We start from the raw sequence: 12762 nt of genomic DNA on the forward strand, positions 1-12762 counted from the left end.
CCATCATTCGCGCGAAGATGCCCTTGTCGCTCCACCGTTTCCATCGATTGTACAGCGTCTTGTGCGGTCCATAGGCGCAGCCGAGGACACGGTGTTGTCTAATAGGGTTGCCCGAGGGGAAAGGCAGCGTCTTACCCCAGATGGCCAGAGGCGTTTGGCTTGTCCAAATCCTGCTGGCCCTAAAACAAGTGCGGCGGTGCGGGCTGCGCTGTTACTTTTTGCGCCAGAACAGGTTGTTTTTTTTGCGCAGTACAAAATGGTGGGAGTAGGACAAGCAGAGCCCGGATCTTGCCAGGCCAATCATGGTTCCTAGGATTACGCGCTTAGGGGCGCCATTGTGCGCAATAAGATATGGAATCAATCTGCGGTGGACTCATTGAGGCCTACTTTCCTGAATCAATTTGGCTGAAACACTATCTTTAAGGGTTTGATATGATATCTATTTTATTGCAGCTAGATGTCGTAATACCTGTCCATTGCAAGGCGTGGTCGAATGCTCCAGTGGCGCGTGGGCTGCAGCTGAAAATCTACACCAACGCGAGCAATGGTCCCTCGGCACGGATTGCTCGATAGTTCTGACGGCTTCCATCTCGAAAACCTATCAGATGAGAAATCAGGGGATGTCCATTCCATCAGAGCCCTTCTGCACCTAGCCGCTATCTACCCCAGAGCATCGGGTAAAGGACCAATCACTACGCCGCCATTGCCCAGCACGCTTCGGTCTTTCTGTTAGACCGTTGCCCCTTTGATACGGATCGCAGAACCCAGTGTCCCGGCACACAGACCCACAACAATGGCGATCAAAAGTTCGGTCGTTGCAACATTGGCAAAGTCCCAATGGGCAAACAGCAGCGTCCCAACAATGCCGATCAAACCGCCCATCATGGCCCCCAGCCAGAGGCGGCGCGTCATCATGCCAAGCGCAACGCCCAGAATGCCTGGAAGGCCGATGATGTTGCCGCCGATTGTTCCCAGAAGTTCCAGCATAACTTACCCCTTTTCAGTCCGACTGTGTGGTCAGGTATGACCGGATTTCTGCGCTGCCGTCTGCAACCTGTTGTTGCAAGTTACCTGCGGATTTATTAGCCAGCGCATCGGTGATTTTCTGGTATTCTTCCTGATAACCCTGCGGCAGGCTGTGTGCGATGCCTTGGTGGCAGTCGATGCAGGTCATGTTGTTGTCAATTGCCCGCTGATGTTCCGATGCAGCGCGTGCTTCTTGAATGGTGAAATCCATATAGTCAAAGTTATGGCAGTTGCGGCACTCGCGGCTGTCAGAGGCCTTCATCTTTTTCCAGACCGCCGATGCCATACTTAGCCGATGCGCTTCGTATTTCTCAGGCGTGCTGATGGTTCCGGCAAGCTCGTGATAGACATCTTTAACAGCCATGATCTTGGCCTTGATCTTGTGGTTCCATTCATGTGGCACGTGGCAGTCAGAACAGATCGCGCGGACACCGGAGTGGTTGTTATAGTGGATCGTCTCGCGGTATTCACCCAGATTGGTTTCCATCGTGTGGCACGAGGTACAGAATTCCTCGGTATTGGTCAGTTCCAATGTCCAGTGGAACCCACCCCAGAACAGAATACCGGCCAGAAACCCGGCGAGGATCAGAAAGCCCGAGCTGAACATAACAGCCGGGGTCCAGATCGCGTTCCAGAGGCGGCGGATCCAACCGCGGTTTTCGGGGGAGTCTGCCATCTTGGTGCTCCTTTCAGACATGCGTTGGATTAGTTGCCGGACGAGGGTTCAAACACGTTGTCGACCAACGCAGGCGCATCTGCCTGAGGCACGTGGCACTGGTTGCAGAAATAACGGGTCCCGGCGATGTGATCCAACTCATTGCCGTCACGATCCAGATAATGGGTCATCGACAGGGTCGGCGCATTGCGTTCCCCGGCTTTGGTCCAGTCATGGCAGGACAGGCATTGATTGGTGCGCACGTCAATCTGGTATTGCTCGATCGAGTGGGGGACAAGCGGTGGTTGCTGGCGATAGTTGCGCTGCATCCGTCCTTCCACGTTCTTGTGAATCCGGTCCAACGGAATGGGTTCATCCACCTCGGCGCCACGCAGGGTTTGCACCGTCGCAGATTGCGCAAGGACGAACCCGCTCAGGAATATAACGGGGATCAGGGCGACGACACCTGTGAGGATTGGCTTGTTCATCTCGGCACTCCCTTAAATAGGTCTGGCTACGCGCGGTTCAGGCGCGGGAACTGGATCGGAAGGTGCGGCGACTTGGTCGTCGAACCGGTGAGTAAATTTGAAGACATCAACTGCACAGACATCGATACAGCGACCGCAGTTTGAGCAGTCGGTTGACAGGATCAGCGGCGTGGCACCCGGCTTGCCCTTCAGCGCGGGCGAAATGATGTGGTTTTCGGGGCATACGGCATAACAATCCATGCAATCGTCACAGGCCGAGCGGTTAACCGCGCTGACCCGTAACAGGCTTTTGGTGCCGATCAGGCCATAAAACGCACCGACCGGGCATATGTGGCCGCACCAGCCGTGACGGGCGACAAACACATCAAAGACAAAGATCGCAACGACCATGACCCAGACAAATCCGGCCCCAAAGATAAGGCCGCGATGCAACATGGTGATTGGGTTGATAATCTCCCATGCGATCACGCCGGTGAGGCCCGAGACGATCAGCGCCGTGGCCAATATCCACAACCGCGTGCGCCGTTTAGGTTGCCAACCTTTCGGCAAGTCCAACCGCCTGTGCAACCAGTTGGCGGCGTCGGTCACCGGGTTGATCGGACAGACCCACGAACAATAGACGCGGCCCCCGACCAGCGCATAGGCCACCATGACGATCAAGCCGCCAATCAAAGCGGTCATCGCCGGCCAATGCCCGGCGATGATGCTTTGCAACAGGATGAATGGGTCCGTCAGCGGCAGTACACCCAGGGTCTGCGATCCTGCCAAGGTACCTGTAACGACCCAGATGCCGAACCAGGGTCCCAACAGGAACAGGACCAGAAAGAACAGCTGACTGATACGGCGAAGTATCAGGTATTTATGCGCGCCGACCCAGCCTTTGACCGCCACGGCTTCTTGGCCTATGGGCATATGTGTGCGGGTGGTCATTGTCCCACCCCTGGAAGATCATAGCCGGGTTCAAAACCACCCGGTGCGATCAGATTGTCGACCCCCGGGCCGGGCAGGCGGTCGGGCAGGTCGATTATGCCTTCAACAACCGGCGCGCCCTTGGCATCTTTTTCTTCCCAACCTTTGCGGTAATGATCCGCGCTGCTGCCCCGCGCAAGACGTACCGGCAATACCTTGATTGCGGCTTCTGGCAGAACACAGCTTTTTTCGCACATGCCACAGCCGGTGCAGCGGTCGGCATTTACGGTTGGGATAAACATCGCATGGTGGCCCGAGCGGGCGTTATGCGCCGTTTCCAGCGTGATCGCTTCGTCTATCACGGGGCAGACACGGTAACAAACGTCACACCGCAATCCCAGGAAGTTCAGGCAGTTTTCCTGATCGACCAAAACCGCGACGCCCATTTTGGCATCGTCAATGTTATCCAACTTGGGATCTAGCGCACCGGTCGGGCAGGCGGCAACACAAGGAATATCGTCGCACATTTCACAAGGCACATCGCGAGCGGTAAAATATGGCGTGCCCGTCGCCCCGGCATCCGACCCAAGCTCGGCCAGTTTCAAGGTATCATAGGGGCAGTCTCGCACACACAGCCCGCAGCGAATGCAGGCCGACAAGAACTCCCGCTCTGGCAGCGCGCCGGGGGGGCGCAAAGCTTCGGCCGACAATGCACGGGCGTCGCGGGCCAGCCAGGCCAGCAGTGATCCGGCGACCATACAGCCGCCTGCCGCACGCGCCGTATCCTGAAGGAAGCGGCGACGTTTCGGCGAAAGGGGTGTTTCGGCGAGGGGCATGGGGATTACCTTTGCGATCCGTGCCGATTACGCGCGCTCGACCTTACAGGCGCATTTCTTGTAGTCGGTTTCCTTCGACAGCGGACAGGTTGCATCCAACGTCAGCTTGTTGGTCAACTGGTGTTCATCAAACCACGGCATAAAGACCAAGCCGCGCGGCACCTTGTTGCGCCCGCGTGTCTCAACCCGACTGGTGACCTCGCCACGGCGGGTCGACAACACGATTTCCTGCCCGCGGCGCAGGCCGCGATCCTTGGCGTCTTGTGGATGCATATAGACAACTGCCGATGGGAAGGCCCGGTGCAGTTCCGGCACCCTGCGTGTCATCGAGCCTGAATGCCAATGTTCCAGCACGCGACCGGTCGACAGCCACAGATCATATTCTTCGTCCGGCTCTTCTGCGGCGGGTTCGTAGGGGGCAAAGATGATTTTTGCCTTGCCGTCCTTGTGACCGTAGAATTTAACATCCGCGCCTTCGGGCACATACGGATCGTACCCTTCGCGGAAGCGGTAAAGGGTTTCTTGCCCGTCCACGACCGGCCAGCGCAACCCACGCGCCTGGTGATAGGTTTCGAACGGTGCAAGGTCATGTGCGTGACCACGGCCAAATTCGGCATATTCCTCAAACAGGCCTTTCTGAACGTAGAACCCAAAATGCTCGGATTCGTCGTTGTCAAAGCCTTCCGCAGTTTCGGCTAGGGGGTACTTGTCCACCGATCCGTTGGCGTAAAGCACATCATACATGGTCTTGCCGCGGTGTTCGGGCATCTTAGCCAGCAGTTCTTCATCCCAGACCTCTTCAACGGTGAAGCGCTTCGAAAACTCCATCAACTGCCACAGGTCAGATTTTGCTTCTCCTGGCGCTTTCACCTGCTGGCGCCAGAACTGAGTACGGCGTTCCGCGTTGCCATAGGCGCCTTCTTTTTCGACCCACATGGCGGTGGGCAGGATCAAATCTGCAGAGACAGCTGTGACAGTTGGATAAGGGTCAGAGACTGCGATGAAGTTTTCCGGGTTGCGATAACCCGGGTAACCTTCCTCGTTGATATTGGGTGCCGCCTGCATGTTGTTGTTGCACTGCACCCAATAGGCATTCAGTTCACCATCCTTCAGCTTCCGGTGCTGCAAGACCGCATGGAACCCGGGCTTAGGTGGAATAGTACCTGCCGGGATATTCCAGGCGGTTTCGCAAATCTGACGGTGTTCGTCATTTGCCACCACCATGTCTGCAGGCAGGCGGTGGGCGAACGTGCCCACCTCACGCGCGGTTCCACAGGCCGAGGGCTGACCGGTCAGCGAGAAAGGCGAGTTGCCGGGTTCAGAGATCTTACCAACCAGAAGGTGCACATTATACATCAGCGAATTCACCCACGATCCGCGGGTGTGCTGGTTGAAACCCATGGTCCACAAGCTCATCACTTTGCGGTTCGGGTCTGCATATTGTTGCGCCAGCTTCTCAAGTTTATCGGCGGGCACGCCAGACAGTTCGGCTGTGTATTCCAGCGTATAAGGTGCGACCGCCTCGGCGTATTCTTCAAAGCTGATCGTCTCGAGCTTGCCCGAGTTTGGGTTCTCTGCCTCTTGCTGCAGCGCGTTTGTATCGCGCAGACCATAACCGATATCGGTGGCGGTTTTGGTGATGTTGACGTGCTTGTTGACAAACTCTTCGTTCACCGCGCCGTTCTGAATGATGTAATTGGCGATGTAATTCAGGATCGCCAGATCGGTCTGCGGGTTAAACACTAGGCCATTATCGGCAAGCTCGAACGAGCGATGTTCGAATGTCGATAGAACATGCACTTCGCATCCCGGCTTGGTCAGGCGCGTGTCGGTCAGGCGCGACCACAGGATCGGGTGCATTTCGGCCATGTTCGATCCCCACAGCACGAAAGTATCCGCGTGTTCCAGATCGTCATAGCAACCCATCGGCTCGTCAATTCCGAAGGTACGCATAAAGCCCACGACCGCGGAAGCCATACAGTGCCGCGCGTTGGGGTCGATATTGTTGGACCGGAACCCGGCTTTCATCAATTTCGATGCAGCATAGCCTTCCCAAACCGTCCATTGGCCTGACCCGAACATTCCGACACTGGTTGGGCCCTTTTTGGCGAGCGCCTCTTTCCACTTGGTGGCCATGACGTCAAAGGCTTCGTCCCAACTGACCGGCTCAAACTCACCGTTCTTGTCATATTCGCCGTTGGTCTTGCGCAGCAATGGGGTGGTCAGGCGATCCTTGCCATACATAATCTTTGACAGGAAATAGCCCTTGATGCAGTTCAGCCCGCGATTGACCGGCGCGTCAGGGTCTCCCTGAGTGGCGACAACACGCCCGTCCTTGGTGCCGACCAGCACAGAACAGCCGGTGCCACAGAACCGGCAGGCGGCCTTGTCCCAGCGAATGTCAGGGGTGCCCACCTGCGCGGCAGCCTGACCAGTGGCTAGAGGAATACCTGCGGCAGAGGCCGTAGCTGCGGCCGCTGAGGCCTTGAGGAATGTCCGACGAGTTTCTGATATGGTCATAGCGTGGGCCTCCGGCTGGTGGTTTGGCTTGGGGCATCGGGATGCGGATGGCCGTCCGCAATGTCCTCGAAATGGTGGTACGTCAGCGTCAGAGAAATCACCCCGGGGATCTGGTGCAGGTCCATGATGATCTCGGACGCAAGGCGTGTCGGCGTGTCTTCGACAACAATTACGAAACGGCCGTCTTCGGCCTCGGCGTGAATTTCGACACCGACCGTGCCTTTCATTGCCTCGGACGCCGCCAGTGCCTGCGCTGGTGCGATATGTAAAAGGCATCCGCAGATATTCATTGGCTGACTTCCGTTTGAGATATGGTTTTGCGTTTCAATGTGACGGCATCGACCGGGCAAGACGCCATACACGACCCACAGCCAGTGCAGGCGTCGAGGTCTATTGATGGATCCGCGCGGCCACCCAGTTGCAGCCTGAAGCTGATGGCGTTCTGTTCGCAATTATCCTGACACACTCGGCAGCTGACACCATTGCTAGACAGGCAGGACGCAGCTTCGACCGACGCGCGCCACGGCCAATCTTGCAGGCGTTCTATGTCCAGGGCATCCGTGGGACAGGATTGAGCGCAACTCCCACAAAAAGTGCAGGGACCCTCGGTGGGTTGAAACACCGGATACCCATCCTGACCAATGGTAATCACACTTTCGGGGCAAGCCTCGACACAGTCGCCACATTTACTGCATTGATCTGCAAAACCAGGCACAACCGAACCCGGAGGTCGAACAAGATTACTGTCCTCCCGGAATGCGGTGACGCCCAAAAACACGCGTCGGCTGGTCAGTTGACTCATATCGCTTTGACCTGGCTATCTCTGATTCCTTTTCTGAGTTTACTGCATAATCGTTCTGAGGCTGGTACATTTTGATCCAGATCATAGTTTGAGCGCATCGTTCTTAAACGATTTGAGCTATTTGACGTCTGGAATGCCACCATCCGTGCTGCTTGAAACCAGATGAGCGATGACACAACAAAGCCAAACCGCCATCTGTCTCAATACATCTGATGACGTATAGCCGTCCATTGCCAACCGTTGCCACGTCGACAGGTGATTGGGCCGTAGATCATGTCGTCGCGCAAATTCATTGACCTCACACCCAGGACCGACGACTTGGCCACAACACGACCCTTGAACGGTTCTGAAGGTGTAGACGCCCCCGCTGGCCTCGGTGTGCCATTGTGGGTTTGCAAACAAACTGAATGGAGGCGTCACTGGAAGAGATTGGCATGATTGGCCTGGATTTGGCGAAGAATGTGTTCCAGGTGCACGGAGCGGCTAGAACAGGTCACCCGGTTCTTCAGAAGAAACTGCGCAGGGGCCAGGTCCTCGAGTACTTTGCCAAATTCCCGCGTAGCGTGTTTGCAATGGAGGCCTGCACCAGTGCGCATTATTGGGCGCGCGAGATCGGTCGTTTGGGTCACAAAGTCAGGCTGATCAATCCGGCCACGTGAAGCCATTCGTCTAACGTCAGAAGAACGATATGGACGATGCAGAAGCAGAACTGTGAAGCTGCAAGTCGACCAACGATGCGCATTGTTGCTGTGAAGTGTGAAGAGACCTAGGCGTCAGCGATGGTTCTTCGGTCCCGGGAATTGTTGGCTCGGCAACGCACGCAATTGATCAACGCTCTGCAAAGTCACCTTGGCGAGCTAGGTCAGGTCGCACCGACAAATCTCTGATCAGCACGTCGAATGTTGAGTGTCAAAACCTGACCATGCGTATGCCCATGCGCCCTTTTACCCGCCTGACAAGTGGTTTCAGCAAGAAGGTTGAAAACCGCATGCACTCCGTTGCGCTGCGTTTCATGTACTACAACTCTGTGAAGGTGCATCAGACGTTAAAGGTGACACCTCCAATGGAAGCGGGTTTGACTGATCGCCTCTGGAATATAGCTGAACTGGTTGCTATCGTTGATGCCAACGAACCCGCACCAAAGAAGCGTGGAAACTATAAGCCCCGTAATAAGGCACTTTCAAAGTGACCCAATCCCGTACGATCCGCGTATATTAGCGCGTTGATATATGAAGTCGTTCATGAAACCGGCCAGGCCAAAGGTATTCCGAACCAACCATCAGCGGGTTTTCCATCCACTTCGCGACTGACAAACGTCTGCCTTCGAAGATCTCGAAACGCACCGGCTTCTGCGTCTTACTCTGCAGAACGGAGGCTCGTTCCTTGACCTGTCCGGAGGCCATTACATCGACCACCTGCATTCGGACCAGATCGCAGCCTCGGAGCTTGTTGTCTATTGCCATATTGAAGACGACAAAGTCCCGGTGGATTTTGGCTAGCTCAAGTCCAACCCTGATCGCCCAGATGTGTTTTGGTTTCAGAGGGCGCTTTTGTCCTACGATCCGGCCCTTGTTTCAGGCCGGGCGAAGCGCGCGAATGGCGGGTAAGTTTGGTGTTTCCATGACTGATCCTCCGAACCGCCATTCCCTCCCACTTCGACAACCCGACGTTGACCGGTGCAGCATATCACCGGATGCTGCATCGCATTCGACGTCCAGTGTGAGCCCAAAGCGATAGAGTTTCAAACCTAACATCAAACTTTTCGAGGGCTAAAACAACTGCTACTCCCTTATGAATGATTGTTTGTTGAGCAGCCTCATCTGACTGGTTCAATTTGATTGTTAGTGCATCATTGGCCTGTGATCCATTGAGATGATGGTTTCGGGAGCTGACGGGCGGTAGCCCAGTGCACTGTGGGGAGGTTTTGTGTTGTAGTGTTTCCTCCATTGTTCGATCAGGATTTGAGCTTCGCGCAAGCTGTAGAAGATCTCACCGTTGAGCAGCTCGTCTCTGACCCGGCCGTTGAAGCTTTCACAATATCCGTTCTCCCACGGGCTGCCAGGTTCGATGTAAGCCGTCTTGGCGCCAACGGCGGCGATCCAGTCTCGGACCGCCTGGGCGACAAATTCCGGCCCATTGTCAGAACGTATGAACTGGGCGCGCCGCGAAGTATGAACAGGTCTGTCAGAACGTCGATTACATCGGTCGAGTTCAGTTTCCGCTCGACCCTGATTGCCAAGCATTCCCGGCTGTACTCATCAAGGATGTTCAGCGTCCGGAAGGCTTTGCCGTCGTCGGTTCGACAATGAACGAAGTCATACGACCAAACATGGTTGCGATACTCTGGCCGTAGCCGAACGCATGAGCCGTCATTTAGCCAGAGCCGCCCTTTCTTCGGTTGTTTCACTGGCACTTTCAGCCCCTCTCGTCGCCAAAGCCGTTCAACCCGCCATCGCTGACAGACCATCCAGCCTCTCTCAGCAGCGCAGCGATCCTGCGATAGCCATATCGGCCGTACTGTCGGGTCAACTCGATCATGTCGGCCACCAGTCGGCCTTCGTCTGCGCGACCTTGTGGGGCGCGTCGTTGCGTGGACCTGTGCTGTCCAAGCACGCGACAGGCGCGTCTCTCGGAAACGTTCAGCTGGTTGCGTACATGATTAATACAAGCACGACGGCGAGCGGGGCTCAGTAGGGCTTCGCGTTCAGGGTTAGCAAACCATCCACGGGATGGTTTGCTAACCGCCCTTCATCCTTTGTGGCTTCCGTCAGGATCAGTTTGTCCAGCGTCAGATCTGAAACTGCGCGCCTCAGCCGCTCGTTCTCTTTCTGAAGCCGTTTCAGTTCCTTCAATTGATCAACACCCATTCCGCCGTACTTTTTCCGCCAGCGGTAATAGGTTTGTTCAACAACTCCGATCTGTCTGATCACATCAAGACGGGACATGCCTTGACCCATCAGAACTTTAACTTGCCGTAACTTCGAGACAATCTCTTCCGGCTTCGGTCTCTTGTTTGCCATTCTAGGTCCTCCGTTTCCTAAACATAAAGGGGGACCAGTTCAGTTGGGGAGGCTCAGCACTGGGTTTTGCCGGTGCTGATCCGGGGATTGAGAAACAAATGCCGCTGCCCATCGGGTGCCGTGTTCGCGCCGGCTATGACGTGTTGTTGGAAGACCTTGAAGAGCATCCAGGCAGTGACGTCATTCATTTCCTGTTGCGCCGCCCAGCTCTGAAAAGCATCGTGCGCCGCATCCAAACCATGAGCAGGCACAAATACGCCGAAATCCGAGCCAACCTTGCGGACCGGAACGTGCGCCCCATGGACCTGTTGCGCTGCAAGCTTGCCTTCTTTGGCGTCAGCAAGTTCGACCCTCGTTCGAAGCTATGGCTACGTAACACAATGTATCAGGGGGCACCGCTGATTGATGACATCGGCCAGACCTATGAAAGCTGGTTCCTGCCACTGAAACCGCAGATTGAGGAGGCACAGGCATGAAAGTATCCCGTAACGAAATGATCACCGCGCTGTCCCGCGCCTACGAAGGAGCCGGGCACGAGATCGGTGACTATGAGGACGCTGGCCAATTGGTCACTTGGTTGCAAATGGCGGGTCTGAGCGGGTTCGACCGTATCAGCCTGCCACCACGGGCCCCCAAGGGTGGAGCGACTCCGCGGTTGGTGTTCGAAAATGGCGACATCGCCGTTCTTGATGCAGGTGGCGCGGATGTCTGCGAGCACGGCTCATTGGCGGCCTATCTGATGCACTCCAAGGCCAACAAGTCGGGCTTTGCGATCATCGAACTGGCCAACTGCCGCTATCCTGGTCTAATCCTGCGAAGCCTGTCGATGGTCGCGCAGTTGGGCGTGTATATCTCAGCCTATCGGAAAGATCAGGTTGGATCACACGGAGCGAGCTTTGAAAGCGGCGCGACTTTCCCGCATTACTGGCGATTGGATAATGCAGATGACAGAAAAGAAATCTCGACCGTCACTATCATCTTCACAAATCAGCCTGCATTGCTGGCGGACGCGGTGACACGTCAGGTGGAGCAACCCGAACTTCAGCGGTTTGAAATTTCGGCGGCGCAGCTAGCAGCCAACTATAACCAAGCTTTGGAACAGGGGATCGAGGTTGACCCCGACCAATGGGACGCCCTGAACGCCGCCGCTTGGCCCATTCTCGTTCGCTCGGATACGCAATCCCGCTCAGGCGCGGGGCCCATGTGAGGCTTGGGATATGAGCCAGCGCTTGCACCGTTTGCAAACAAAAAATGCCGCCCCGATTGGGGCGGCGTCGGACCGGAACTCGTTCAGCATGATGTTCTGTTGAATCTGCGCTGGGTCGCCAAAGAACCTTTTGACCCTGCGCGCCATGAGCCAGGGGTAGTGCACAGGGCCAAGGTCTGATGTGCGTCAATCCTGCCGGTTATGTTCGCGGTAGCTCGGACATTCTGGCAAGGATGTCCACACCCTGCTGTTTCCAGAAATGCAAAAGGTCGATGAATATCCAGTTCTCGGCCAACTTATCCCCGTCTCGCCGATAGATATCTATCACCCGAAATTCACCGGCTTTGTCAGTTGCAGGCATTCCCATGAACCCGCCAGTTGGACGGGCTGTGAAGTTCGGCCAGCCAAAAAAACCGCCATAGTGACCCTCCGCCAGGCGGCATATGTGTTTGGTTTTCGACCGGTCAGTGAAACCAGCACGGAAAGGGCCTGCATGCTGTTGGGCGTAGCGTTCGATCGTGTAGGTCGCCCCGATCCCGGATGGCCCCCACCAGATCATGTCTTCGGACCATGTGCGCCGTAGTTCTTCCTCAAGGCTGAGGCCGCTGTTCCATTGGCCCAGATCGGAGATCATAGAGTTGATGGCCGCCAGAGTCCGCTCTCCTTCCGCCGCAGGTTGCGGACCGACCATCAGGCCGTCATGGGTCATGGGCCCCGGCTGCACGAGCTGCGCGGCTGTCTGAGGCGGGAACGGCTGCAATCCGGCCTGCATCATGAAATGAGGTATGTCGAAATACATCGCCGTTTCAGTGATTTTTCCGTTTTCGACCTTGTTGAATTCGCAATAGCGCAGAAATGTCATTTTGCCGTTTGGCGAGATACCTAGCCAATCTTTGTCGAACAGCCCCATGAGATGGCCCATTGATACAACCCAGACCGAGGTGAAACCGTCCATCTCGTTTTCTCCGGCCATGAATACGTCCATACGGCGCTGCATTCGGGTCAGGCTTTGTTTCAGCGGAAGCCAGAACTGGGCACCTACGTCACTGGGGCCATGCAGTTCGTCAAAGGGATGGAATCCGCGCCACAGATAGTCATCGGCGCAATATTTCGAGATCACGTCAGGGACCGCTGATTCTTCAGCTCGGCTCAGAGCTTCATAAAGATCCAGAACAATATTTTTCTCGGCTTCGTAAGGCATATTCTTTTCTTTCAGTGCTTTACCAGGAATTGAGCACAGGTTTTCTGTATAGTGAAACGTAGATTTGCAAACGCATGCAAAAAAAGCTTGCCTGATGT

General features: G+C 55.7%; 12 protein-coding genes and 3 pseudogenes. 4 read left to right on the forward strand and 11 right to left on the reverse strand.

Annotation, left to right across the window (positions count from 1 at the left end; all coding sequences use genetic code 11):
- Nucleotides 1–729: 729 nt before the first annotated feature.
- From AC2FGB_RS06930 to AC2FGB_RS06970, 9 genes are all read right to left on the reverse strand, one after another.
- Nucleotides 730–987, reverse strand: coding sequence for a hypothetical protein (locus AC2FGB_RS06930; protein ID WP_142640413.1), 258 nt, complete (start codon nt 985–987; stop codon nt 730–732).
- Nucleotides 988–1000: 13 nt separating this feature from the next.
- Nucleotides 1001–1702, reverse strand: coding sequence for a NapC/NirT family cytochrome c (locus tag AC2FGB_RS06935; RefSeq protein WP_185956761.1), 702 nt, complete (start codon nt 1700–1702; stop codon nt 1001–1003).
- A 29-nt stretch (nt 1703–1731) separates the two neighbouring features.
- Nucleotides 1732–2169 (reverse strand): nitrate reductase cytochrome c-type subunit, encoded by a 438-nt coding sequence (locus AC2FGB_RS06940; RefSeq protein WP_185956760.1) that lies wholly within the window; start codon nt 2167–2169, stop codon nt 1732–1734.
- Nucleotides 2170–2181: 12 nt separating this feature from the next.
- Nucleotides 2182–3099, reverse strand: coding sequence for a quinol dehydrogenase ferredoxin subunit NapH (napH, locus tag AC2FGB_RS06945; protein ID WP_281996150.1), 918 nt, complete (start codon nt 3097–3099; stop codon nt 2182–2184).
- Nucleotides 3096–3914, reverse strand: coding sequence for a ferredoxin-type protein NapG (gene napG, locus AC2FGB_RS06950; protein WP_281996151.1), 819 nt, complete (start codon nt 3912–3914; stop codon nt 3096–3098). Before napG ends, napH begins: the two co-directional genes overlap by 4 nt.
- 27 nt (nt 3915–3941) lie before the next feature.
- A complete protein-coding gene (gene napA / locus AC2FGB_RS06955) occupies nt 3942–6434 on the reverse strand; it encodes a nitrate reductase catalytic subunit NapA (protein ID WP_282027934.1) in 2493 nt (830 codons plus the stop codon).
- Nucleotides 6431–6724: a chaperone NapD gene (locus AC2FGB_RS06960; protein WP_496694682.1), complete on the reverse strand. Its 294-nt coding sequence runs from the start codon at nt 6722–6724 to the stop codon at nt 6431–6433. The genes napA and AC2FGB_RS06960 overlap by 4 nt, the downstream gene beginning before the upstream one ends.
- Nucleotides 6721–7236, reverse strand: coding sequence for a ferredoxin-type protein NapF (gene napF, locus AC2FGB_RS06965; RefSeq protein WP_496694683.1), 516 nt, complete (start codon nt 7234–7236; stop codon nt 6721–6723). The genes AC2FGB_RS06960 and napF overlap by 4 nt, the downstream gene beginning before the upstream one ends.
- A gap of 117 nt (nt 7237–7353) precedes the next feature.
- Nucleotides 7354–7656 carry a transposase gene (locus tag AC2FGB_RS06970; RefSeq protein ID WP_496694684.1) on the reverse strand — a complete coding sequence of 101 codons (303 nt, stop codon included), beginning with the start codon at nt 7654–7656 and terminating at the stop codon, nt 7354–7356.
- Between AC2FGB_RS06970 and AC2FGB_RS06975 the strand changes: the two are divergent.
- Both AC2FGB_RS06975 and AC2FGB_RS06980 read left to right on the forward strand, forming a co-directional pair.
- A pseudogene (locus tag AC2FGB_RS06975) lies at nt 7644–8108 on the forward strand (IS110 family transposase); the annotation flags it as partial. The gene AC2FGB_RS06970 and the pseudogene AC2FGB_RS06975 sit on opposite strands and share 13 nt — an antisense overlap.
- Nucleotides 8090–8425: pseudogene (locus AC2FGB_RS06980) on the forward strand (IS1 family transposase); the annotation flags it as partial. The pseudogenes AC2FGB_RS06975 and AC2FGB_RS06980, both read left to right, overlap by 19 nt.
- Nucleotides 8426–9077: 652 nt before the next feature.
- Here the strand turns inward: AC2FGB_RS06980 and AC2FGB_RS06985 are convergent.
- Nucleotides 9078–10256, reverse strand: a pseudogene (locus tag AC2FGB_RS06985) (IS3 family transposase).
- Nucleotides 10257–10354: 98 nt separating this feature from the next.
- Between AC2FGB_RS06985 and AC2FGB_RS06990 the strand changes: the two are divergent.
- Nucleotides 10355–10732 carry a hypothetical protein gene (locus AC2FGB_RS06990; RefSeq protein WP_496693806.1) on the forward strand — a complete coding sequence of 126 codons (378 nt, stop codon included), beginning with the start codon at nt 10355–10357 and terminating at the stop codon, nt 10730–10732.
- Entirely contained in the window at nt 10729–11463 is a 735-nt protein-coding gene (locus tag AC2FGB_RS06995; RefSeq protein WP_496693805.1) for a DUF3726 domain-containing protein, read from the forward strand. Before AC2FGB_RS06990 ends, AC2FGB_RS06995 begins: the two co-directional genes overlap by 4 nt.
- 199 nt (nt 11464–11662) lie before the next feature.
- On the opposite strand, the gene AC2FGB_RS07000 is transcribed toward AC2FGB_RS06995, so the two are convergent.
- Nucleotides 11663–12664, reverse strand: a complete 1002-nt coding sequence (locus tag AC2FGB_RS07000) for an ester cyclase (RefSeq protein ID WP_496693804.1) — start codon at nt 12662–12664, stop codon at nt 11663–11665.
- Nucleotides 12665–12762 lie beyond the last annotated feature (98 nt).

The sequence above is a fragment of the Ruegeria sp. CDSC021 genome, from assembly GCF_059610845.1.